We start from the raw sequence: 23,940 nt of genomic DNA, 5'->3' as shown, positions 1-23,940 counted from the left end.
TTAAGCCTACTTTAGACCTTATATATTATCATAATCGCAAAATTTTAACTTAAATTTTTATTTTATTAAACTGGTTTAATAAGTTTCATATGAATTAATTCTAAATTGTCGTACGATAATTTCAAAGACAAAATTAGATATGGCAAACCAATATGTAGATTTAGAAACCCTAAAATTTTTACTTTACAAAGTACATAACATAGAAGAAGTTTTAGAGCAGGAACGATATGCCGAGTATGACAAAGAGTCGATAGAAATGCTCTTGAATTCTGTTAAGGACTTTTCTGATAAAGAACTCTTTCCGTATTTCAGAGAAATGGATGAACAACCTGCCCATTTTAAAGATGGTGAAATTGTTGTTCATCCACAGGTAAACAAATACATGAAGGCAGCTGGTGAAATGGGCTTTATTTCGGGCTCTTTTTCCTATGAAGATGGCGGTATGCAATTACCACAAATGGTCTTGAATGCTTCTGCTTTTATTCAAGAAGCCGCTAACAATCACCTTCCTGGTTATGTTGGACTTACGGTTGGTTCTGCCGAATTAATAACTCATTTTGCAAATAAAGAATTAAACGAAACCTATGTGCCTAAAATGATGGAAGGTACTTGGGGCGGTACTATGTGTTTAACAGAACCACAAGCTGGTAGTTCATTATCGGATATTGTAACTTCTGCTACCCCAGATGGCGATTCATATAAAATTCACGGACAAAAAATATTTATCTCTGGTGGTGATTACACCGGTGCCCAAAATATTGTTCACTTGGTTTTAGCCAGAATAAAAGGTGCTCCTGCCGGTACTAAAGGAATTTCACTGTTCGTAGTACCTAAAAAGAGACCAACGGAAGACGGAGGTTTAACTCCCAACGATGTAACTACGGTGGCTGATTTTCAGAAAATGGGACAGCGTGGTTATTGTACAACACACCTGTTCTTTGGTGATAAAGAGGATTGCAAAGGCTGGTTAGTTGGTGAACCTAACCAAGGTCTTAAATATATGTTCTTGATGATGAACGGTGCAAGAATCGGTGTTGGTAGAGGTGCTGCGGCAATTGCCACGGCTGCTTACCACGCTTCTTTAAATTATGCAAATGAAAGACCTCAAGGGCGTAAGTTGACCAGTACCGGAAAAAAAGATGCCAATGAAGAGCAAACACTCATTATTAATCACCCAGATGTAAGAAGAATGTTATTGTTACAAAAAGCAGTATCAGAAGGTTCTTTGAGCCTTATCTTTTTAGCAGCTAAATATCAAGATCTTTCATTATCAAGTACAACAGCTGATGACAGAGAGAAATATAGATTGCTATTGGAAATTTTGACTCCCGTTGTTAAAACTTATCCATCAGAAATGGGCAAAGCATCGGTAGATAATGGCTTACAAGTTTTAGGCGGTTACGGTTTTTGTTCAGATTATATTTTACAACAATACCTAAGGGATATTAGAATTTTTGCGCTTTACGAAGGTACTACGGGGATTCAATCTCAAGATTTATTGGGTAGAAAGATCACCATGATCAATGGTAAAGCTTTACAATTATTATCCGAAGAAATCAAAAACTCCATTACAGCTAGCATGGCACATGATTCTTTAGCGCCTTACGCTAAGAAATTAGCTTCTAAATTAGAATTAACACAAGAGGTATTACAATCATTAATGGGCTTTGCCATGAAAGGTGATTATCAACGTTTTTTAGCTGATGCTACTCCATTTATGGAATTTTTCAGCAACATTTTAATTGGTTGGTTATGGTTAGATTTAGCCAGAGAAGCGCAAAACGCCCTAGTAACGGGCAATACCGATAATAGCACAGAATTCTATGAAAGTAAAATTCATACCATGCAATTTTATTTTAAATATGAATTACCAAAAACTTCAGGGTTAGCAGAAATTTTAAAAGATAATAGGGAAGCCTTAACCATAGGTACAGATAAAGAAGTATTTGCATAATTTACTGCACTAGCCATTAACATGAAAGCAGTTTAAGAGGCATCTTACAAAGGTGCCCTTCTGCAATCATTATTTTATTAAACAAATAGCAACCAATAGTATAAAATGAGTATAACAAAAAGATTTGATGTTACTGGAAAAGTAGCGATAATAACAGGCTCTAGTAAAGGAATCGGACTTTCTATAGCAAAAGGATTAGCTGAAAATGGTGCAAAAGTGGTTATCAGTAGCAGAAAACAAGATGCTGTTGATACCATAGCAAAAGAATTGAACGAAGCTGGCTTTGTTGCAGTGGGTATTGCATGTCATATTGGTGATCCAGACCAATGCGAAGCTTTAATCAATAAAACCATAGAAAAATATGGCCGAATAGACATTTTGGTAAACAACGCTGCTATTAATCCATATTATGGCCCCTTAGAAGATACTGATAGCGAAGTTTTCGATAAAATCATGAATGTAAATGTAAAAGCGCCTTGGTTGCTTTCAAACTTAGCACAACCGCATATGAAGACACAAGGTGGTGGTAGCATTATCAATATCTCTTCGGTAGAAGGAATTCACCCTGGTTTTAATCTTGGTTTATACAGTGTTTCTAAAGCAGCCATGATCATGCTATCGAAAAATCAAGCAAAAGAATGGGGTAGACATGGTATTCGTTCTAATGCGGTTTGCCCTGGCTTGGTAAAAACAAAACTTAGCGAAGCGCTTTGGTCAAATGATAAATTGGCGGCCGGTTACAAGGCTGTTGTTCCATTGAGAAGAATTGCCGTACCTGATGAATTAGCGGGCATTGTAATGCTTTTAGCCTCTGACGCCGGCTCTTATATGACAGGCGGAGAGTATGCCGTTGATGGTGGTTATTTAATCTCTGGATAAAGCAAATATTAAATCTTAAGTTGATAAAATAAAAAGCTAATGAATTTCGAACATAGCGAAAAAGCAATTGCATTACAGAAAAAAGTACAAGCTTTTGTTGATGAACACATTCTTCCGGTAGAAGCTGAGGTTGATGCTTTTCATCACCATCCGGATAATGCCTGGAAAAAATGGCCAGGATTAGAAGGCTTAAAGCAAAAAGCGAAAGATGCTGGTTTATGGAATCTATTTCTACCTAAAGCTTACGGCGAATTGAGTGCGGGGTTAACAAATTTAGAATATGCACCGTTAGCTGAAATAATGGGTCGTACCATATGGGTTCCAGAAATATTTAATTGTAATGCCCCTGACACGGGAAACATGGAAGTACTTGCCAAATACGGTTCTCCTGCCCAGCAAGATAAATGGTTAAAGCCTTTAATGAATGGTGAAATACGTTCTGCTTTTTTAATGACTGAACCAGAAGTTGCATCTTCTGATGCAACGAATATTGAGACCTCTATTGTTGCCGATGGCGATGAATATGTTATAAATGGTAAAAAGTGGTGGTCGTCAGGTGCTATGGATCCCAATTGCAAAATTAGTATTGTAATGGGAAAAACAGATTTTGATGCCCCAAGACACCAGCAACAGAGTATGATTTTAGTTCCTATGGATACCCCAGGTCTAAAGATCATTAGACACTTACCTGTTTTTGGGTATTCCGATTCTCCAGAAGGGCATGCTGAAATTTTATTGGAAAATGTTCGCGTACCAAAAGAAAATCTATTGGTAGGTGAAGGACAAGGTTTTGCTATTGCTCAAGGCAGATTGGGACCAGGTAGAATTCATCATTGCATGCGCCTGATCGGTATGGCACAAAGGTCTCTTGAAATTATGGCAGAGCGTACCACAAAACGAAAGCCTTTTGGTAGAACATTAGACACCTATAGTAGCATACGACAAGATATTGCCAGTTCTGCGTGCGAAATAGAACAAACACGATTACTAGTACTATCTGCTGCGGATAAAATGGACAGACTGGGTAATAAAGAGGCAAAAGATCTAATTGCGATGATAAAAATTGTTACACCAAAAATGACCTTAAAAGTAATTGACAGAGCTATTCAGATTTTAGGGGGTATGGGTGTTAGCAACGACACTCCTTTAGCACACTTCTATGCAGCTGCAAGAACCCTTAGATTGGCAGACGGACCTGATGAGGTGCATATGAGCCAACTGGGTAAAAATGTCATAAAAAGATATGCCAAATAAATAAAACGATAATTAAAAATTTAAAAGCTTCCCTCCTACTTGGGAAAGAAAATAAAAATATGAATATAAAACCGGTTAGAAAAGGTGAAGAATTACAAGAAATCAATCTTAAGAAATTTTTTATTGAGCATAACTTGATCGCAGATACAGAAAGTCAGCTTCACGTTGAACAATTTGCAAATGGTTTTTCTAATCTTACTTACTTATTAAAAATTGAAGATAAGGAATACGTCTTACGTCGACCTCCATTTGCTGCACCAAAACGAGGACACGATATGAGTCGCGAATACAAGGTTATTTCAAACTTAAATACTGTATTCGATAAAACCCCTAAAGCATATACATATACTGAAGACACTACAATTATTGGAGCTCCATTTTACATCATGAGTAAAGTAAAAGGGATTATCCTGACTGCTAGAGAGGCACATAAATTACAAATTACTCCACTAGAGTTTAAGACCATTTCCAATACATGGCTAGATACTTTTGTAGCTTTTCACGCAATAGATTACAAAGCAGCAGGATTAGAAAACTTAGGCCGTCCTGAAGGTTATGTGGAGCGGCAAGTAACCAATTGGAGCAAACAATATGTAGCTGCCGCAACAGATGATGTCCCTACTGCCGGGAAAGTCATGAAATGGATGGCAGAAAATCAACCCAAAACCTATGATCACACTTTAATACACAATGATTTTAAATATGACAATGTGGTTTTCAAGGACAATAGCTGGAAAGAAATTGCAGCTATTCTAGATTGGGAAATGTGTACCCTTGGTGATCCTTTAATGGACCTAGGTACTTCTTTAGGGTATTGGACCACGTATGCAGACCCAGATTTCATGAAGCAAGGCCTGCAGTCCCCAACGGTTATGGAAGGCAATCCTCTTCGTGCAGAGGTTGTACAGCAGTATGCCGTAAAAAGTGGACGAAATGTAGATAACCTAATTTTTTATTATGCCTACGGGTTGTTCAAAATTGCTGTAATCGCTCAGCAAATCTACTATCGCTATAAAAATGGACATACGAGCGACCCAAAATTTGCGCACCTAAACAAAGCATCTGAATTATGCTGTAAAACAGCTTGGGAGGCAATTCAAAAAAAACAAATCGATAATTTATTTTAAAATATTTGAAAACAACATCGCATCATAAAATCAATCAAGAACAGTTAAAAGCCTTTTCGCTATTACCTGTTGATAAACCTGTGGTGATGATGAACTTGCTAAAATTTAAAGATACGGTTGCAGAAACCGGATTATCTGGAGCAGAATCTTATAAAGAGTATATGAAAGCGGCTATGCCCTACTTTCAAAAAGCGAACGCTGAAATTCTTTATTTGGGAAAACCTCAACGAACATTGATTGGACCAGAAGACGAAATTTTATGGGACAAAATATTACTTATAAGATATAAAACTCCGGTTGATTTTTTAAAAATGATTACAGCAAAAGGCTATCCCGCACATTTAAGAGATCAGTCTTTACAGGATTCCAGATTAATTCAATGCCATTGAAAATTTGAGATTTAAAATATAAGCACTTAGAATACTAAGGTTAAAATAGAATAAATGAATTTAGAAGATAAAGTAGTAATTATTACTGGTGCCGGAAGCGGTATTGGTGCAGCAGCAGCTAAACTGTTAGGTGAACGCAAAGCAACCGTAGTGGTTTCAGACATCAACTTGAACAATGCCGAAAAAATTGCTGAAGAAATCAAAAAAAACGGTGGCAAAGCATTTGCCATAAAAACCGATGTCACAAAATATGAAGAGGTAGAAGAACTAATATCTCAAACAGTATCAAAATACGACCGTGTTGATGTTATTGTAAACAATGCCGGCATTGGTGGCAAGCATCAATTAAAAACTGCAGAGCACACACATGAAGATTGGCATAATGTTATTGCCGTGAACCAAACAGGGGTCTTTTACTGCATGCAAGCAGCTCTTAAACAAATGACGAAGCAAGGTCATGGCAACATAGTCAATGTAGCTTCTTTAGCGGGGCTTAAAGCCTCCGGAAATAATCTTTCTTACAGTGCAAGTAAATTCGCCGTGGTGGGTATGACGAAATCCGCAGCTTTGGAATATGGCAGTAAAAATATTCGCATTAACGCAGTTTGCCCAGGTTACACACATTCTGCACTATTGGATCAACTGCTAAGCGTTAGGTCTGACATGGGAGATTTGCTTAAAAGAATGATCCCTATGAAGAGATTTGGTGAAGCCAATGAAATTGCAGAAGGCATTTGTTTTCTGGCTTCTGATAATTCTAAATTTATGACAGGACAAACATTAACTCTAGACGGAGGAACTTCCTTATAACAATTATGAAAACATTAGAAATTACATATAAAGACGAGTACGCGATAGTACAAATGAACCGTGGAAAGGTAAATGCCATTAATGCGGAAATGGTTTCAGAAATGAGAGAAACCTTCAAATCTATAGCTGTAAATGACCAGGTAAAAGGTGTAATACTTTCCGGTCAACCTCATTATTTTTCCGCAGGGCTAGACTTAATTGAACTATTTCAATATGACAAAAATCAAATTAGTGATTTCTTTTCCGCCTTTGGTAGTTTGTATTTAGAACTGGTACAATTTAAAAAACCTCTTATATCTGCAATAACCGGTTATTCTCCTGCTGGAGGATGCGTTTTAGCAGTTGCCAGTGATAATAGGTACATGGCAGATGGGGAAAAATATGTTATAGGACTCAACGAGGTTGCCGTAAATATTCAGATTAGTCAAAACCTAACAGAGGTCTATGCCTTTTGGATGGGTGACGGATTAGCAAGCAGATATATTTTAGAGGGAAAATTGTTAACTGGTAAAGAAGCGCTTTCTGCCGGTTTGGTAGATGAATTGGTTCCGTTAGAAAATGTTTTGGAACGTGCTGAAAAGCAAATGCGCCTTTACATGAAAGCAGACCAGCAAATATGGAGAAATACCAAAGCGAAAATCAGAAAACATCTTCTTGAAAAATTAGATGCAAATGGAGAAAACTCCCTAAAAGAAGCAGCAGAACTTTGGTGGAAACCCGAAATACGGGCAAAGATGAAAGCTTATGTAGAAAGCTTTTCCAGTAAAAAAAAATAAACAAGCAACACTCTTAAATTAAAAGTAAATCAGATTCTGACTCTTATCAGATTGATCATAAAATAACGAACTCATGAACAAACAATTATTATTTGTAAAAAGACCAACAGGAGACGCAGATGCCTCTACATGGTCATTGGTGTCTAATCCTATCCCTAAAATAAAAGAAGGAGAAGTATTGATACAACAACATTATGTCTCGCTTGACCCTGCTATGCGCGGTTGGATGAATGAAGCAAAATCATACATACCGCCTATGGAAATAAAGTCGGTAATGCGAGCGGGTTCTGTTGGTCAGGTAATAGAAGCTAACAATCACCCAGAATTCAAAGTAGGTGATTATGTTGCCGGTTATGCCGGTGTGCAACAATACATTGCTACAAATGCAGACGGCTATTACAAAGTAGACCCAAAACTGGCACCATTACCCACTTACATTGGCACTTTAGGAATGCCTGGAATGACCGCATACTTTGGCATTACAGAGGTTGGTAAATTAAAAGAAGGTGACATTGTTTTAGTTTCGGGTGCAGCAGGTGCCGTTGGTAGCATTGTTGGGCAGGTTGCAAAAATAAAGGGATGTAAAGTAGTAGGGATTGCAGGCGGTACCGATAAATGCAAATACGTTGTTGACGAACTAGGTTTTGACGCTTGTATTGATTATAAAAATGAAGATGTTAAACAACGATTGAAGGAAGAATGCCCTAAAGGTTTAGATATCTATTTTGATAATGTTGGTGGCGAAATACTTGACATAGCCTTAGGTAGATTGCGCATGAACGCAAGAATAGTTATTTGTGGGGCCATATCACAATACAATAATAAAACTGCAGTGAAAGGCCCTAGCAACTACCTATCCTTATTAGTAAACAGAGCAAGCATGACAGGTATGGTTGTTTTTGATTATGCCGATAGATATGCTGAAGGTGCTAAAATTTTAGGTGGCTGGATGGCACAAGGAAAACTAAAAAGCAAAGAGGACATCTACGAGGGAATTGAAAATTTCCCCGAAACCTATAGCCGGCTTTTCTCTGGTGACAAGATGGGTAAATTGGTGTTGAAAATAATTGAGGAATAAATAATAAAATACAAGAGCAAATACAAAAATCAATTTCAGAAAGACAAAAGCTGAAATTTGAATTTGAATTGGTAGTTGAGTTTGACTTTTAAATTTTGAATTTTAATAGGTATGAAAGCAATACGGTGTAAAAAATTTGGTCCCCCTTCTTCTTTATCACTAGAAGAAGTCGATAATTTAAGTCCGAAAGCAAAAGAAGTTTTAGTAGAAGTAAAAGCATGTGGATTAAATTTTCCCGATACATTGATTATTCAAGGTCTGTATCAGTTTAAACCAGAATTGCCTTTTACACCGGGTAGTGATGTAGCCGGCATCGTTAAGGAAGTTGGCGAGGGAGTCTCGCATTTAAAAGTGGGTCAAGAAGTATTTGGTTTTGTAGCACATGGTGGCTTGGCAGAAGAAGTTCTGATACCTTCTAACGCATGCTTTCCAAAACCTCCCCAAATGGATTTCCCTATTGCAGCTTCATTCTTGATGGCTTACGGTACGTCATATCATGCGTTAAAAGACAGAGGTAATTTGAAAGAAGGAGAAACACTTTTGGTTTTAGGCGCTTCTGGTGGTGTAGGCTTGGCAGCTGTTGAAGTAGGAAAGCTTATGGGTGCAACAGTTATTGCAGCAGCCTCAACGGATGACAAGTTGGCTCTATGTAAAAAATATGGTGCCGATGAAATAATAAATTACACCACACAAGACCTTAAAGCTTCTATAAAGGAATTAACAGATGGTAAAGGTGTAGATGTTATATATGACCCTGTTGGCGGAACATATTCAGAAGCCGCTTTTAGAGGTATAGCACGAAATGGCAGGTATTTAGTAGTAGGGTTTGCCGCAGGCGATATCCCTAAAATTCCGCTTAATCTTCCCCTTTTAAAAGAAGCTTCGATTGTAGGTGTTTTTTGGGGCGCCTTTGCAATGAAAGATGCTAAAGCGAATATGCAAAATACAATGGCTTTAATGAAATGGCATGCTGAAGGTAAACTAAAACCACATATCCACGCCATTTATAATTTGAAAGATACCGCCACGGCACTTGAAGAAATGACCGATAGAAAAGTGAAGGGTAAATTGATTGTTAAAACCTGAAAGAGAAAGTACCAAACAGCGAAGCATTCTTAACATAACAATTCTATTAAAAATATAAGAATAACGAAACAGAACATCATGAGATTAGAAAACAAAATAGCAGTAGTGACAGGCGGTTCTAGAGGTATAGGACAAGCGATATCAGAACTTTTTGCTAAAGAAGGTGCAACCGTAATCATAGTTGATTTATTGACAGAGGGGCAAAACGTAGCAGATGGTATTAACGCTAGTGGCGGTAAAGCAGAATTTTACGCCGTATCAGTTACCGACAAAACGGCTATTGAAAGTCTTTTTGCATCTATAAACGAAAAGCACGGAAAACTGGATATATTAATAAATAACGCAGGGATCACAAGAGATAAAACTCTTGAAAAAATGAGTGAAGAAGAATTTGATTCTGTAGTAAACGTAAATCTAAAAGGTGTCTTCTTATGTACCCAGGCCGCAGCACCTTATATGAAAGCCAATAAATATGGTAGAATAGTAAGTGCAGCTTCTAATGTTGGGTTAAGGGGCAATTTTGGTCAAACCAATTATGCCGCAACAAAGGCAGGAGTAATTGCTATGTCAAAAACATGGACTATGGAACTGGGTAAACACGGAATTACCGCCAATGCAATTGCGCCTGGTTTCACAATGACAGATATGGTTGCCAAAATACCAAAAGAACATTTTGCTGCTATAGAAGCAAGTATCCCGTTAAAGACCGTTGCACAACCCATTGATATTGCCTATGGATATCTATACCTGGCATCTGAAGAAGCTCGGTTTGTTTCAGGAACATGTTTAACCATAGATGGTGGCACTTCAAGATAATAGTATGGCAAAATTAGAGATAGAAGATTTTGAGGCATTTAAAGCTCTAGTGGGAAAACCACTTCCTGAAGGTGATTGGTTGACAATTACCCAAGAAATGATAAATGACTTTGCAAAGGCTACCGGAGACCATCAATGGATTCATGTAGATGTTGAAAAAGCGACCAAACACTCCCCTTTCAAAAAACCTGTGGCACATGGTTTTATGTCGATTTCTATGCTTTCAAAATTGTTAGAAGATCTTATTTCGGTAAAGTCAGTTAAAATGGGGGTTAATTACGGATTGAATAAAGTTCGGTTTCCAAGTCCCGTTTTAGTTGATAGCCGCATTCGATTAGTAGGCAGTATTGCCAACATTGAAGCATACGGCGATACCGGATTAAAAGTAACATGGAACTGTACCGTTGAAATTGAAGGTTCAGAAAAACCAGCCTGTGTGGCAGAATTTATCAGCCTTATGTTCTCATAAGCCCTTAATAATCATAGTTATGTAAATAAAATCTATTAAATATTTTTCGTATTTTAAACTAGCAAAAACAAACAGAAGCAATGACCAGACTCTTTGACCTTTTATACAATCAACTTGAAAATCATCCATTAGAAAATTCCATAAATGGTCGAGATGCCTCTGGAAAATGGCAATCGTATAGCTCACGGCAAGTAAAAGAGGCTGCCGAAAATATGGCATCTGGCTTATTACACCTTGGTCTACAACCAGGAGACAAAGTTGCGTTGGTAGTTTACAAAAACAGACCCGAATGGATGATTTTAGATTTTGCCATGCAAATGACCGGTATTATAAGTATTCCCTTATACCCTACTATTAGTGTTGGCGAGTATGAATATATTTTAAACGAAGCCGAGGTAAAAGTAGCTTTTTGCGGTGGCGGAGATTTGTACGCCAAATTAAAAGCATCACAAAAAAATGTAACCACTTTAAAGCAGATCTATACATTTGACAAGCAAACCGACAAACCTTACTGGCAAGATGTTTTTAATGATTCCCTATTTGTAGAAGTTGAAAAAATCAAAAAAGAAATTACTGGCGAAGATTTAGCTACTATTATATATACATCTGGTACCACCGGAAACCCTAAAGGGGTAATGTTGTCACACAAAAATATACTACACGTAGTAAAAAGTACAACTACACATTTACAGGCGAAACCCGGTGAAAATGTATTAAGTTTTTTACCATTATGCCATATATATGAGCGTACAGTTTCTTTAGTATATTACTATAAAAGCGCTCAAATCTTTTTTGCAGGCACCGATAATTTAAGCGGACCCAATGGAGATTTAGCTGCGGTTAAACCCGTTACCTTCACAACCGTTCCAAGATTATTAGAAAAGATATACGAAGCCATTTATAATAAAGGGCTAGCCTTAGACGGCGTAAAAAAGAAGCTCTTCTTTTGGGCTTTGGCATTAACAGATGATTATGAATTGAACCAAACTTTATCTTTTGGCGCTAAATTGAAATGGAAAATTGCCGATAAACTCATTTTCTCAAAATGGCGAGAAGCACTTGGAGGAAATTTAAAAGCAGTAATTACAGGTGCTGCGCCTTGTCCAATTAAAATAATGCGTGTTTTCTGCGCAGCAAAAATTCCTATTCGTGAAGGTTACGGACTCACGGAAACCTCACCGACATTAAGTGTAAATACTATGGAGCCGGGCGGTGCCTTATTAGGCTCTGCAGGTCCACTTATTGATGGAGTCGATATTGTGATTGACCAAGATGGCGGGGATTACAGAGAAGGTGAAGGTGAGATTTTAGCCCACGGTCCTAGTGTAATGATGGGCTACTATAAAAAACCAGAGGTAAATGCTCAAGTTTTCTGCCAAATCGATGGCAAAAGATATTTTCGTACAGGTGATATCGGTATGCTTGTAAAAGGATCAACGGGACTAGAATTCTTAAAAATCACTGACAGAAAGAAAGAATTACTTAAAACTTCTGGCGGTAAATACGTTGCACCGGCACCTATTGAAAATAGAATAAAAGAAGAGTTCTTGGTAGAACAAATGATGGTTATTGGTGATAAACAAAAATTTGTCTCTGCTTTAATAGTGCCTGCTGTAGAAGCATTGAAAAGCTATTGCCATAAAAAGGATATTCCTTGGACCAGTTTAGATGAAATAGCAAAGCACCCCAAGGTACTAAAGCGATATCAAAAAATAATTGATAGATACAACCCTGAATTTAGCCACGTAGAACAAATTAAGAAGTTTAAACTTATTTCTCAAGAATGGCTACCAGTACATGCAGATGGTGCAGCTGCAGAATTGACACCTACCCTTAAATTAAAGCGTAGGGTCATAAGAGAGAAGTTTAGCGCTGAGATTATGGATATATATGCTGAATAATAGAAAAACAAAGAATCAACCTTCGTTACAGAAAATTTATAGTTCTTGATTTACATGAACTACGCTAATCTTTATCGGATTTTTATAATCTCTATTATTCAATTGGCAATGTCAGTTATAATTTAAGCGTTTAACCGTCTGTACTTAAGCTGTATTAACAGATATCTGCGCTTACTTTTCAAATAATACAACAAACATCCTTAAAATGAAAAAACCCTCGCAAATCAAATGATTTACGAGGGTAATTAAAATTGGTCGGGGTGGCAGGATTCGAACCTGCGACCTCCGCGTCCCAAACGCGGCGCGATAACCGGGCTACGCTACACCCCGAATTGGTTATCAAAAAATATGTCTCTCAACATATTGTTGCGGAGAGACAGGGATTCGAACCCTGGGTAAATGTTTCCACCTACGACGATTTAGCAAACCGCTCCTTTCGGCCACTCAGGCACCTCTCCAGTAATTCTTCAATGAACTGTTGCTCTAAATAGCGGATGCAAATGTAGTAAGTATTACTGATTATACACAACTATTTTTAATGTTTTTTTTCAATAAAAAAATACATCCCTGTTACTCAGGATATTCCACTCGCAAATGATAAATATTTATGAGCTTTTGTTTGAATATTTTCTTGATTGTTTCTATTTCTTTGAACGTAATGTCTGCATTCAAAAATTGATTTGCTTTCATTTGACCCGAAATTATTTTATCTACAAACTCATCAATAATTAAAAAAGTAGGATTCTTTAAACTCTTTGATGCCGCTTCTACAGAATCTGCCATCATTAATATTGCAGTCTCTCTAGAGAATGGCAACGGACCAGGATACCTAAAATCCTCTTCATTTACATCTTCTTCTAATTCTTTCTGTTTCATGTAGAAATAAAATACCAATGTGGTACCATGGTGAGAACGTATAAAATCTATAATACGATCAGGTATATTGTTCTTTCTGGCTATCTCTATTCCCTTTATGACATGATCTATTATAATACGCGCACTGTCTTTAGGACTAAGCTCATCATGCGGATTCACATTCGTCACCTGGTTCTCCGTAAAGTAAGTAGGATCGTTCATTTTACCAATATCATGGTATAATGCTCCTACCCTAACCAACATAGCATTTGCTCCAATTTCATTAGCAGCTGCTTCAGCCAAATTGGCGACCTGTAACGAATGATGAAAAGTTCCTGGTGCTTTGTTAGATAATTCCTTTAAAAGCTTAGAATTGGTATCTGACAACTCCAATAAGGACACATCTGACACCAGCCCGAAAACTTTTTCATAGATATATATCAAGGGCTGTACAAAAAGGGTAATCATACCATTTAACAGAAAAAGCCCCAATGTGTACCATTCAATATCACTTAAGTCTCCTTCGTGTATGGTATGAAAAGCTAAATATCCAATAATATAAATCAATGTTATTTGACCAACACTAACAAATAGGTTTGCTCTTTTATACAGCTCAGATACCGTCAAAATTGTAACGATACCTGTAATAATCTGCAGAAATATATACTCAAAACTGTTGGGTACTACAAAACCTAAAATCAGTATGGTCAATACATGTACAAACAAGCCTAACCTAGCATCGAAAAAAGTTTTTAAAATCAGCGGAAGTATACATAACGGCACAACAAACACTAATTGATCATTGTACTTAATAACCATAGTGGTAATAAATACCATCAATAAAATATTGAAAAATATAAAAGTGACCTTTACATTATTATCGTAAACGGTTCTGCGGTATTTTTTCAAAAACAAAAACAACATAATAAGCACTAGTGCAACCAAAACAGTATACCCTATCAATATATAATAATAGTTGTTTGCCGTCCATAACTCAGATTCGTATTCAGATTTTAACGACTCTAATATCTTAAGGTTTTCTGCCTCTACAACTTCTCCTTTAGCAATGATCAACCTTCCTTGATCTACTGTTCCCCTTGTATATGATAATTTAGATAAAGCTTCTGCCCTAGCTTTTTGGGTGAGACTATTATCAAAACTTACATTGGGGGCAATAATATCAAAAAATAATGCCTGAGTGTCTTTTTCAAAAGCAGCTAAATTATTCTCTGCTAGAACTTTACTTACCAAGTTGTTGATTTCGTTTACCCTATAGAAATCTGAAACCCTAACTTTTCTAGCTTCATTATCTTTAACCAAATAAATATAATTCCGCTGAACTTGCTTACCATTATTTTGTAAAATTCCCTTGGCGTACACCGAATCTAAGACCACTTTAGAAAAGTATTTTAAACGCGATTTTTGATTATCACCAAGTGCAGCCCTACCCCATTTATTTTCAAATTTTTGTTCAAATTCTTTTGCAACATTGCTTACCTCAGCCTGATCATATCTATAATATGGCAACTGATTACTTTCAATAACCTGTTTTTCTTTTTCAATTTCCGCATCGGTTTTTTGAATTGAAAAATCAAACGGAGCATATAGATTTTCAAACTGCCAAGGTTTCCCTTTTTGAAATTCGTATTTGAACTTCCCTCCCTTAGGCAAGAAAAACACAATAAATGCAACTGCTACAAAATAGAGTATATACTTGAATATGAGCGATTGCTGTTTGTAAAGATTATCCAAAAGAAAATTGTATTAGGTTCTTCAAAAATAGAAAATTATAAACTGATAACTAGTAATTGAAACGATATCCCTTGGGTTGCTATAGAATTTAGTAATTTCGTGTAATCAAATAATTGAAAACATGAAAGAAGTCGTTATCGTATCAGCCGTAAGAACTCCAATAGGTAGTTTCATGGGTGGATTATCAACAGTTGCCGCTCCAAAACTAGGCGCAATTGCTATTGAAGGCGCATTGAAAAAAATCAACCTTTCACCTACATTGGTAGATGAAGTAATAATGGGAAATGTAGTGCAAGCCGGTACAGGTCAAGCACCTGCTAGACAAGCTGCTATATTTGCCGGTATACCAAACACCGTTCCTTGTACAACTATAAATAAAGTTTGTGCCTCTGGTATGAAATCGGTAATGCAGGGTGCACAAGCAATTGCTTTAGGCGATGCCGATATTATTGTTGCAGGCGGCATGGAAAATATGAGCTTAATACCACATTATGTTCATATGAGAACCGGCACTAAATTTGGACCTTCTTCGTTGATTGACGGAATGCAAAAAGACGGTCTTGTAGATGCGTATGATGAGAATGCCATGGGTGTTTGTGCTGATGCTTGCGCTACCGAATATGAATTCAGTAGAGAAGATCAAGATGCTTATGCCATACAATCGTACAAAAGATCTGCAGACGCCTGGGAAAACGGAAAATTTGACAATGAAGTTATACCTGTAGCTGTACCACAAAGACGTGGAGAACCTAAAATGGTTACCAAAGACGAAGAATTCAGCAATGTTTATATTGAGAAGATTCCGAATTTAAGACCTGCATTTTCAAAAGACGGAACGGTAACCGCTGCCAACGCTTCTACAATTAATGATGGTGCTGCTGCATTGATTTTAATGAACAAAGAAAAAGCGGAAGAGTTAAAATTAATACCACTAGCTGTAATCAAAAGTTATGCTGATGCAGCTCATGAACCTGAGTGGTTTACTACAGCTCCTGCAAAAGCATTACCAAAAGCTTTAGCAAAAGCTAATCTAAAATTAGAAGAGATTGATTTCTTTGAATTTAACGAAGCTTTCTCTGTAGTTGGGCTTGCCAATATGAAAATATTAGGTCTAGACGACAAAAATGTAAATGTAAACGGAGGCGCTGTTTCTTTAGGACATCCATTAGGATGCTCTGGTGCACGAATCTTAATTACATTATTAAATGTATTGGAACAAAATAATGCTAAACTAGGTGCTGCCGCAATATGTAACGGTGGTGGAGGTGCTTCAGCTATAATTGTTGAAAAAGCATAGGCGCATAAAATTTGTATATGCAATACGGTATTTGTCAATTAAGCATTGTTCCTGTAAGAAGTACTCCAGACGAGGCATCTGAACTGATCACCCAACTTTTGTTCGGTGAACATTATAAGGTTCTCGAATGCAGAAAAAAATGGTCTAGAATAAAGACCGTTGCCGACAAATGTGAAGGTTGGATAACGAACAGTCAATTGACTTTTATATCTGAAGATGAGTTTAATGACATTGAGACTAACAAAGTGATAAATCATGTATCCGAATTAATATCGTTTGTAGAAGATGCTAATCATATTTTAACACCGATATTAATTGGATCTTGTATACCCGATACTCAGTCGTTACCTCACCATTTTAATGGTAAACTTATCGACAAAGCACAAACAAAAGAGAACCTTGTAAAAATAGCATTGCTTTATTTAAACTCACCCGAATTAAAAGGAGGAAAATCTCCTTTTGGTATTGACAGTGCGGGCTTTACACAAATGGTGTACAAAATAAACGGACACCATCTTTTAAGAACTGCAGAGAGTCAATCTAAACAAGGTACAGCCTTAAGTTTTGTAGAAGAAAGTGAGGAAGGAGACCTAGCTTTTTTTGATAATGCTCTGGGGGAAATTGACCATGTAGGTATTATTATGAAAAATAATTATGTAATTCATGTGAACGGAAAAGTTAGAATTGACCGTTTAGATCACACCGGCATATACAATAACGATCTTAGAACATACACCCACCAATTAAGGGTTATTAAAAAGATTGTATAAAAAAAGGCCCTTTAAAAGGGCCTTTAATTTTAATGGTGAGCTTATTATTACTCCCCTAACATCTTCTTCATTTTCATGAAATTCTCATTATCACCCATTGCTCCATAAATATTTTTAAGCTGAGTCATAACATTTTCATTTTCTGGATTGCTCTTTAACGCATCTTCCAATACATCTGCACCTTGCTTAAACAAACCATCTTTCTTTTCTTTTAACTCATCATATCTTGCAATGTCAGCTCTAGAGTTACCTAAAGAATTCATTTCATCAATTAACTTGTTACCTTCGTTTACATAAGTAGTAGAAAGGTTTAAGTAAGCATTAGTATACTCAGGGTTCAACTCAATAGCTTTTTTATAAGATACACGAGCATCTTCATAATTCTCTTGCTCCATGCTAATTACACCAACGTTATAGTGTAAATCTGGATTATCAGGAGCCAATGCAATTGCTTGAGCCATCAATTCTTTAAACTTATCCTTATTCCCTTGATTGAAATACAAGTTAGCTTCGTTCAAAATAAGGTTTACATCTTCTGGATCGTTTTTTCTTGCTGCTTGATAAGCCTCTAAAGCTTTCTCATCTTGACCTAATTGCGTGTAGATCAAAGCAGTATTTTTAACGATTTCAGCTTTTTTAGATGGTGTTTTTTCATCTACAGGATTAGAATAAGTACCAGACTTAACCATTAGATCACGCTGAACTTTATCCATTTCTTCAACTTCACCAGAAGCAGCGTTTGTAGCCTTGTAGACCATACCACCACCATCATAACCAACTTCTTGAAGCTTGTTATAATAGTCCAATGCCATTTCATAATGCCCACCGTTTACAGCACTACCTGCCGCATAGTATAAGTAAGATGTATCTCTTGGACTAAGCGTGTAGCTCATGTACAATTTCTCGGCAGCTTCTTTAAATTTGCTATTGCTATTGTCACTTACTGCAGAATTAACAAGATCAGCAGTCAATGCAGCCATGTATTGGTTAGTTTCTGAAGTATATTTCTGCTTACCGGAAGCTTCTTCGATCTCAACTACTTTTTTGAAAGAATTAGCAGCTTTTTCGAATGCCTCATTGTTTCCTTTTTTAGCTAAGTCGTTATATATCTTACCTCTTGTAAAATAATACTGTGCTTGTGTTTTTTGATCGGCAGCAGCAATAGTACCTGAAGCAGCTTCCAAAGCTGTTTGTGCAGTTGCAGCATCACCACCTTTCAATGCCTTTTCAGCAGCCTTTATTTCATTTTTTTGAGCAAAACCGACCATTGTAAATGTCAGTGCCGCTACAAGTAATAATCTATTCTTCATTTTTAATATATTAATTATTAGTGTTTACTTTTAAACAATGTTACCCTTCAGTTTCAGGACTATCCGTGTCTGTACTTTCTTCGGAATCAGAAGTATCAATCTCCGTGCCATCTTCAGCATTTACCTCTATATCAAGTATTTCAGCTTCTTCTAAATCATCCTCATCCTTCATAACCTTCGCTACTGCAGCAATAGAGTCGTTACCCTTAATGTTAATCAACCTAACGCCCTGTGTTGCTCTACCCATTACACGTAAATCTTCTACGCTCATACGTATTGCAATTCCAGATTTATTGATAATCATTAAATCGTCAGAATCGGTAACGTTTTTAATTGCTACTAGTCCGCCCGTTTTATCGGTTACACTAATAGTCTTAACTCCTTTACCTCCTCTATTGGTAACTCTATAATCATCAATACTTGATCGCTTACCATAACCTTTTTCCGAAACAACTAATATTTCATCTTCAAAATTATGAACGGAAACCATACCGATTACCTCATCCTCGTCATTTGCTAAAGTAATACCACGAACACCAGAAGCATTTCTACCCATTGGTCGGGTTTTACTTTCTTCGAAACGAATTGCTTTACCAGATTTAAGTCCTAAGAAAATCTCACTAGAACCTGTAGTTAATTTAGCCTCTAACAATTCATCTCCTTCACGAACGGTAATGGCATTTATACCATTTTGACGTGGTCTTGAATATTGCTCTAAAGATGTTTTCTTAACAACACCTTTCTTAGTAGCCATAATAACATAGTGCGCATTGATGTACTCTTCGTCCTTTAAATCTTGTGTACAAATAAAAGCTTTTACACTATCATCTTGTTCAATATTTATAAGGTTCTGAATTGCACGTCCTTTTGATGTTCTACTTCCTTCCGGAATTTCAAACACACGCATCCAGAAACATTTGCCTTTCTGAGTAAAGAACAGCATATATTGGTGATTGGTACCTACAAATAAATGCTCTAAGAAATCTTCATTTCTTGTAGAAGATGCTTTTTGACCAACCCCACCTCTATTTTGTGTTTTGTATTCACTTAAAGGAGTTCTTTTAATGTAACCCGCATGAGAAATAGTAATAACCACTTGCTCATCTGGAATCATATCTTCCATGCTAAGATCACCACCTGCAATGTTAATTACAGACCTTCTTTCATCTCCATATTTACCTTTAATCTCAAGAAGCTCATCTTTAATGATGTCCATTCTACGCTCCTTCTTATCAAGAATATCTTTTAAATCTGCAATAAGAAGCATGATTTCATCATATTCGCTTCTTAACTTATCTTGCTCCAGACCAGTAAGTTGACGAAGTCTCATCTCTACGATTGCCTTCGCTTGAATTTCACTTAATTTGAAACGTTCTATTAAATTTGCCCTTGCTTCATCAGCGTTTTTAGAGGCTCTTATTATAGCAATTACCTCATCGATATTATCTGATGCAATAATTAAACCCTCTAAGATATGAGCACGATCTTCAGCCTTCTTTAATTCGAACTGCGTACGCCTAACGACAACCTCATGTCTATGCTCAACGAAATAATGAATCATTTCCTTGACATTCAACAATTGAGGTCTTCCATTGACCAATGCAATGTTATTGACACTAAAAGATGTTTGTAATGCCGTATATTTAAACAGCATGTTCAACACAATATTAGGAATAGCATCCCTCTTTAAGATGTAAACGATACGCATACCGTTTCTATCGGATTCATCTCTAATATTGGCAATACCTTCCAATTTTTTATCATTGACAAGATCGGCAGTTTTCTTAATCATGTCTGCCTTATTGACCTGATAAGGAATTTCGGTAACAACAATACATTCGCGACCTTGAACTTCTTCAAAAGTTGCTTTTGCACGCATTTTTACACGTCCTCTTCCTGTATGAAAAGCTTCTTTTACACCATCATAACCATAAATAGTACCACCAGTTGGAAAATCCGGTGCTTTAATATGTGTTATAAGCTCATCTATCTCAATATCGTTATTATCTATATACGCAACCGTACCATCTATTACCTCAGATAAGTTATGTGGTGGCATATTGGTCGCCATACCTACAGCAATACCAGATGCACCGTTCACCAACAAACTTGGCACCCTTGTAGGCAGAACCGTCGGTTCTTTTAAAGAGTCATCAAAATTCAATTGATAATCTACGGTTTCCTTTTCTATGTCAATTAGCATATCGTCTGCAATCTTACGCATACGGGCTTCCGTATAACGCATTGCCGCAGGGCTATCACCATCAACAGAACCAAAGTTACCTTGACCATCTACCAACATGTAACGCAAACTCCATTCTTGAGCCATACGCACCATGGCATCATATACCGAAGTATCACCATGTGGGTGATACTTACCTAAAACCTCCCCAACAATACGTGCAGATTTTTTATGTGAGCTATTACTTCTAACTCCTAATTCATGCATTCCGAAAAGAACTCTTCTGTGTACGGGTTTTAATCCATCCCTGACATCTGGCAGGGCTCGTGACACAATGACCGACATTGAGTAATCAATGTAGGCAGATTTCATTTCCTCTTCAATATTAATGGGAATCAATTTTTCACCGTCAGCCATTTTAAAATCTTCTGTTTTTTAATTAGTAAAAAAGCATGCCAATATACTTAAATCCTGAGCGTTTTAAGAATAAGTGGATTTAATAATATTATTTTTTATTAACACTTGGCATAGTTATGTTAATTTTTACTTTTTATCAGTATTTGGACACTATTAAAGCCACATTTAATGGGTTTTACAATAACTTTAACGATTATAGGTACGGTATTTGCCATTGATTGAATCATATTTAGTAATTTTATAGTAGATAATATAGTATATGGATGATAATTTTTCCCCAAGAGTTAAGGATGTAATTGCTTATAGCAAGGAGGAAGCATTGCGACTTGGTCACGATTTTATCGGTACCGAGCACCTCATGCTAGGGCTTCTTAGAGATGGAAACGGGAAGGCTATAAGCATTTTAGATGCTTTGGAAGTTGATCTGGAACACCTACGTAGAAAAGTAGAAATACTTAGTCCTTCTAACCCTAACGCCAGTGGCGTACAAAAAGATAAAAAGAATCTGCACCTAACAAGGCAGGCAGAGCGTGCATTGAAAACCACATTTCTAGAAGCTAAACTTTTTCAAAGTTCTTCTATAAATACAGCACACCTTTTACTTTGTATCCTTCGAAATGAAAATGACCCTACTACGAAGCTTTTACATAAACTAAAGGTGGATTATGACGGAGTTAAGGAACAGTTTAAATTTATGATTACAAGCGATGACGATATGGTAGACGGCCCAACGGCCGAATCTTTCCCTAGTGATTCTGAAGATACGAACGAAGGTAAAGAAAGTACTTTCGGTGCATCTTCTAGTCAAAAAGGTACCAAGAAATCTAAAACCCCCGTATTAGATAATTTTGGTAGAGACCTTACCCAAATGGCTGAGGAAAATAAATTGGACCCAGTTGTTGGTAGAGAAAAAGAAATAGAAAGGGTTTCTCAAATTCTTAGTAGAAGAAAAAAGAACAACCCATTACTTATAGGTGAGCCTGGCGTGGGTAAAAGTGCCATTGCAGAAGGTCTTGCCTTAAGAATTATAGATAAAAAAGTTTCTAGAATTCTTTATAATAAAAGAGTTGTTACACTTGATCTTGCTTCTTTAGTTGCCGGTACAAAATACCGCGGACAGTTTGAAGAGCGCATGAAAGCAGTAATGAACGAACTAGAAAAGAATGATGACGTTATTTTATTCATTGATGAAATTCATACTATTGTAGGTGCAGGTGGAGCTACCGGAAGTTTAGATGCTTCCAATATGTTTAAACCAGCATTAGCTAGAGGTGAAATTCAATGTATTGGCGCCACTACCCTAGATGAATACAGACAGTATATTGAAAAGGACGGTGCTTTAGAAAGACGTTTTCAAAAAGTTATCGTTGAACCAACTTCAGTTGATGAGACCATTGAAATTCTACACAATATAAAAGGTAAATACGAAGATCACCATAATGTAACCTACACTGATGAAGCTATTGAAGCTTGTGTTAAGTTGACCAATAGATACATGACTGATCGTTTTTTACCGGACAAAGCTATTGATGCTTTAGATGAAGCTGGTTCTCGTGTACACATTGTAAATATGGATGTTCCAAAACAAATTCTTGAATTGGAAAAGAAATTAGAAGATGTACGTGAGCTTAAGAACAGTGTTGTTAAAAAGCAGAAATATGAAGAAGCCGCAAAGCTTCGTGATGACGAAAAAAGTCTAGAAAAGGAACTTGCCATCGCTCAAGAGCGCTGGGAAGATGACAGCAAGCTTAACAAAGAGACCGTTAGTGAAGACAATGTTGCAGATGTTGTTTCTATGATGAGTGGAATTCCTGTAAATAGAATTGCACAAACAGAAAGTAATAAGTTGGCAGGTTTACCTGAACTTATTAAATCTAACGTTATTGGTCAAGATGATGCGGTTGCCAAGGTTTCTAAAGCGATACAACGTAATAGAGCCGGACTTAAAGATCCAAACAAGCCAATTGGTTCGTTTATCTTTTTAGGTCAAACAGGTGTTGGTAAAACACAATTGGCAAAAGTTTTGGCTAAAGAACTTTTTGATTCTGAAGACGCACTTATTCGTATAGATATGAGTGAGTATATGGAGAAATTCGCCATCTCTAGATTAGTTGGTGCACCTCCAGGATATGTTGGTTACGAAGAAGGTGGTCAATTAACTGAGAAAGTTAGAAGAAAACCTTACTCTGTAATTCTGCTTGATGAAGTTGAGAAAGCGCATCCAGATGTATTCAATATGTTGTTACAAGTATTGGATGATGGTTTCTTAACAGATAGTCTTGGTCGTAAAATCGATTTTAGAAATACCATTATTATAATGACTTCTAATATTGGCGCTAGACAGTTAAAAGACTTTGGTCAAGGTGTCGGTTTTGGTACGGCTGCCAAAAAGTCACAAGAAGATGCACATCAAAAAGGTGTTATTGAAAATGCTCTGAAAAAAGCTTTTGCTCCTGAATTCTTAAATAGAATTGATGATGTAATTGTTTTCAACGCTCTTGAAAGAGAAGATATTCACAAGATCATTGATATTGAATTAGCGAAGTTATTCAAGAGAATCAAGAATATTGGTTATCACTTGAACCTTACTGACGAAGCTAAGGATTATATTGCAGAGAAAGGCTTTGACAAACAGTATGGAGCTAGACCGCTAAAAAGAGCAATTCAAAAATATATTGAAGATGCACTTGCGGAAGAAATAGTGAATTCAAAACTTAAAGAAGGAGATAGTATTTATATCGATCTTGATAAGAAAAGTGAAGAATTGACTATAAAAATTGAAAAAGCAGAGGAAGAATCACCTAAACCATAGGTATTC

18 protein-coding genes and 2 tRNA genes are annotated in these 23,940 nt (G+C 36.7%); 15 read left to right on the top strand and 5 right to left on the bottom strand.

The features are described from left to right. The first annotated feature begins 139 nt into the window (after positions 1-139). The 12 genes from SJY30_RS01695 (at position 140) to SJY30_RS01640 (ending at position 12,539) form a co-directional block, all read left to right on the top strand. Positions 140-1,954 carry an acyl-CoA dehydrogenase gene (locus SJY30_RS01695; protein ID WP_396633891.1) on the top strand — a complete coding sequence of 605 codons (1,815 nt, stop codon included), beginning with the start codon at positions 140-142 and terminating at the stop codon, positions 1,952-1,954. 105 nt (positions 1,955-2,059) lie between these two features. Next, positions 2,060-2,833, top strand: a complete 774-nt coding sequence (locus SJY30_RS01690; protein ID WP_396633890.1) for an SDR family NAD(P)-dependent oxidoreductase — start codon at positions 2,060-2,062, stop codon at positions 2,831-2,833. Between the two features lie 39 nt (positions 2,834-2,872). Then, a complete protein-coding gene (locus SJY30_RS01685; protein ID WP_396633889.1) occupies positions 2,873-4,087 on the top strand; it encodes an acyl-CoA dehydrogenase family protein in 1,215 nt (404 codons plus the stop codon). Between the two features lie 59 nt (positions 4,088-4,146). Beyond that, positions 4,147-5,214, top strand: coding sequence for a phosphotransferase family protein (locus SJY30_RS01680; RefSeq protein ID WP_396633888.1), 1,068 nt, complete (start codon positions 4,147-4,149; stop codon positions 5,212-5,214). 5 nt (positions 5,215-5,219) lie between these two features. After that, complete coding sequence (locus SJY30_RS01675) at positions 5,220-5,603, top strand: hypothetical protein (RefSeq protein WP_396633887.1); 384 nt, start codon at positions 5,220-5,222, stop codon at positions 5,601-5,603. A 54-nt stretch (positions 5,604-5,657) separates the two neighbouring features. Further along, positions 5,658-6,413 carry an SDR family NAD(P)-dependent oxidoreductase gene (locus SJY30_RS01670; RefSeq protein ID WP_396633886.1) on the top strand — a complete coding sequence of 252 codons (756 nt, stop codon included), beginning with the start codon at positions 5,658-5,660 and terminating at the stop codon, positions 6,411-6,413. A 5-nt stretch (positions 6,414-6,418) separates the two neighbouring features. Beyond that, entirely contained in the window at positions 6,419-7,189 is a 771-nt protein-coding gene (locus SJY30_RS01665; protein ID WP_396633885.1) for an enoyl-CoA hydratase/isomerase family protein, read from the top strand. A 73-nt stretch (positions 7,190-7,262) separates the two neighbouring features. Continuing rightward, the gene (locus tag SJY30_RS01660) at positions 7,263-8,267 is read left to right on the top strand and encodes an NADP-dependent oxidoreductase (RefSeq protein WP_396633884.1); all 1,005 of its coding nucleotides are present in this window, start codon (positions 7,263-7,265) and stop codon (positions 8,265-8,267) included. 111 nt (positions 8,268-8,378) lie between these two features. Next, positions 8,379-9,353, top strand: a complete 975-nt coding sequence (locus SJY30_RS01655) for an NADPH:quinone oxidoreductase family protein (RefSeq protein ID WP_396633883.1) — start codon at positions 8,379-8,381, stop codon at positions 9,351-9,353. 78 nt (positions 9,354-9,431) lie between these two features. Continuing rightward, positions 9,432-10,169: a 3-oxoacyl-ACP reductase FabG gene (fabG, locus tag SJY30_RS01650; protein ID WP_396633882.1), complete on the top strand. Its 738-nt coding sequence runs from the start codon at positions 9,432-9,434 to the stop codon at positions 10,167-10,169. A 4-nt stretch (positions 10,170-10,173) separates the two neighbouring features. After that, positions 10,174-10,638, top strand: coding sequence for a MaoC family dehydratase (locus SJY30_RS01645; protein ID WP_396633881.1), 465 nt, complete (start codon positions 10,174-10,176; stop codon positions 10,636-10,638). Positions 10,639-10,718: 80 nt separating this feature from the next. Further along, the gene (locus SJY30_RS01640) at positions 10,719-12,539 is read left to right on the top strand and encodes an AMP-dependent synthetase/ligase (protein ID WP_396633880.1); all 1,821 of its coding nucleotides are present in this window, start codon (positions 10,719-10,721) and stop codon (positions 12,537-12,539) included. A gap of 252 nt (positions 12,540-12,791) precedes the next feature. On the opposite strand, the gene SJY30_RS01635 is transcribed toward SJY30_RS01640, so the two are convergent. The 3 genes from SJY30_RS01635 to SJY30_RS01625 form a co-directional block, all read right to left on the bottom strand. Beyond that, positions 12,792-12,869 (bottom strand) — tRNA-Pro (locus SJY30_RS01635). Between the two features lie 39 nt (positions 12,870-12,908). Further along, positions 12,909-12,997 (bottom strand) — tRNA-Ser (locus SJY30_RS01630). Between the two features lie 112 nt (positions 12,998-13,109). Further along, positions 13,110-15,146, bottom strand: coding sequence for an HD family phosphohydrolase (locus SJY30_RS01625; protein WP_396633879.1), 2,037 nt, complete (start codon positions 15,144-15,146; stop codon positions 13,110-13,112). A gap of 121 nt (positions 15,147-15,267) precedes the next feature. Here SJY30_RS01625 and SJY30_RS01620 point away from each other — a divergent pair, with 121 nt between their 5' ends. Together SJY30_RS01620 and SJY30_RS01615 are read left to right on the top strand one after the other, a co-directional pair. Further along, the gene (locus SJY30_RS01620) at positions 15,268-16,443 is read left to right on the top strand and encodes an acetyl-CoA C-acyltransferase (protein WP_396633878.1); all 1,176 of its coding nucleotides are present in this window, start codon (positions 15,268-15,270) and stop codon (positions 16,441-16,443) included. Positions 16,444-16,460: 17 nt separating this feature from the next. Beyond that, positions 16,461-17,213 (top strand): NlpC/P60 family protein, encoded by a 753-nt coding sequence (locus SJY30_RS01615; protein ID WP_396633877.1) that lies wholly within the window; start codon positions 16,461-16,463, stop codon positions 17,211-17,213. A 47-nt stretch (positions 17,214-17,260) separates the two neighbouring features. Here the strand turns inward: SJY30_RS01615 and SJY30_RS01610 are convergent, their stop codons facing one another. Both SJY30_RS01610 and gyrA read right to left on the bottom strand, forming a co-directional pair. After that, positions 17,261-18,523, bottom strand: coding sequence for a tetratricopeptide repeat protein (locus SJY30_RS01610; protein ID WP_396633876.1), 1,263 nt, complete (start codon positions 18,521-18,523; stop codon positions 17,261-17,263). Positions 18,524-18,563: 40 nt separating this feature from the next. Next, positions 18,564-21,122, bottom strand: coding sequence for a DNA gyrase subunit A (gyrA, locus tag SJY30_RS01605; protein ID WP_396633875.1), 2,559 nt, complete (start codon positions 21,120-21,122; stop codon positions 18,564-18,566). 259 nt (positions 21,123-21,381) lie between these two features. On the opposite strand from gyrA, the gene SJY30_RS01600 reads away from it, so the two are divergent. Then, positions 21,382-23,934, top strand: coding sequence for an ATP-dependent Clp protease ATP-binding subunit (locus SJY30_RS01600; RefSeq protein WP_396633874.1), 2,553 nt, complete (start codon positions 21,382-21,384; stop codon positions 23,932-23,934). The last annotated feature ends 6 nt before the right edge of the window (positions 23,935-23,940 follow it).

The sequence above is a fragment of the Maribacter sp. R86514 genome (assembly GCF_044597005.1).
Taxonomy (GTDB): domain Bacteria; phylum Bacteroidota; class Bacteroidia; order Flavobacteriales; family Flavobacteriaceae; genus Maribacter.
Note: the sequence above shows the minus strand (reverse complement) of the source record. Positions and strands in the feature narration are given on the sequence as shown.

Bases quoted from the DNA above. Each gene is read 5' to 3' on its own strand.
- SJY30_RS01645 (WP_396633881.1), top strand. From the start codon at position 10,174: ATGGCAAAATTAGAGATAGAAGATTTTGAGGCATTTAAAGCTCTAGTG.
- SJY30_RS01660 (WP_396633884.1), top strand. From the start codon at position 7,263: ATGAACAAACAATTATTATTTGTAAAAAGACCAACAGGAGACGCAGAT.
- SJY30_RS01680 (WP_396633888.1), top strand. From the start codon at position 4,147: ATGAATATAAAACCGGTTAGAAAAGGTGAAGAATTACAAGAAATCAAT.
- SJY30_RS01685 (WP_396633889.1), top strand. From the start codon at position 2,873: ATGAATTTCGAACATAGCGAAAAAGCAATTGCATTACAGAAAAAAGTA.
- fabG (WP_396633882.1), top strand. From the start codon at position 9,432: ATGAGATTAGAAAACAAAATAGCAGTAGTGACAGGCGGTTCTAGAGGT.
- SJY30_RS01640 (WP_396633880.1), top strand. From the start codon at position 10,719: ATGACCAGACTCTTTGACCTTTTATACAATCAACTTGAAAATCATCCA.
- SJY30_RS01695 (WP_396633891.1), top strand. From the start codon at position 140: ATGGCAAACCAATATGTAGATTTAGAAACCCTAAAATTTTTACTTTAC.
- gyrA (WP_396633875.1), bottom strand. From the start codon at position 21,122: ATGGCTGACGGTGAAAAATTGATTCCCATTAATATTGAAGAGGAAATG.
- SJY30_RS01670 (WP_396633886.1), top strand. From the start codon at position 5,658: ATGAATTTAGAAGATAAAGTAGTAATTATTACTGGTGCCGGAAGCGGT.
- SJY30_RS01620 (WP_396633878.1), top strand. From the start codon at position 15,268: ATGAAAGAAGTCGTTATCGTATCAGCCGTAAGAACTCCAATAGGTAGT.
- SJY30_RS01615 (WP_396633877.1), top strand. From the start codon at position 16,461: ATGCAATACGGTATTTGTCAATTAAGCATTGTTCCTGTAAGAAGTACT.
- SJY30_RS01600 (WP_396633874.1), top strand. From the start codon at position 21,382: ATGGATGATAATTTTTCCCCAAGAGTTAAGGATGTAATTGCTTATAGC.
- SJY30_RS01665 (WP_396633885.1), top strand. From the start codon at position 6,419: ATGAAAACATTAGAAATTACATATAAAGACGAGTACGCGATAGTACAA.
- SJY30_RS01655 (WP_396633883.1), top strand. From the start codon at position 8,379: ATGAAAGCAATACGGTGTAAAAAATTTGGTCCCCCTTCTTCTTTATCA.
- SJY30_RS01690 (WP_396633890.1), top strand. From the start codon at position 2,060: ATGAGTATAACAAAAAGATTTGATGTTACTGGAAAAGTAGCGATAATA.
- SJY30_RS01610 (WP_396633876.1), bottom strand. From the start codon at position 18,523: ATGAAGAATAGATTATTACTTGTAGCGGCACTGACATTTACAATGGTC.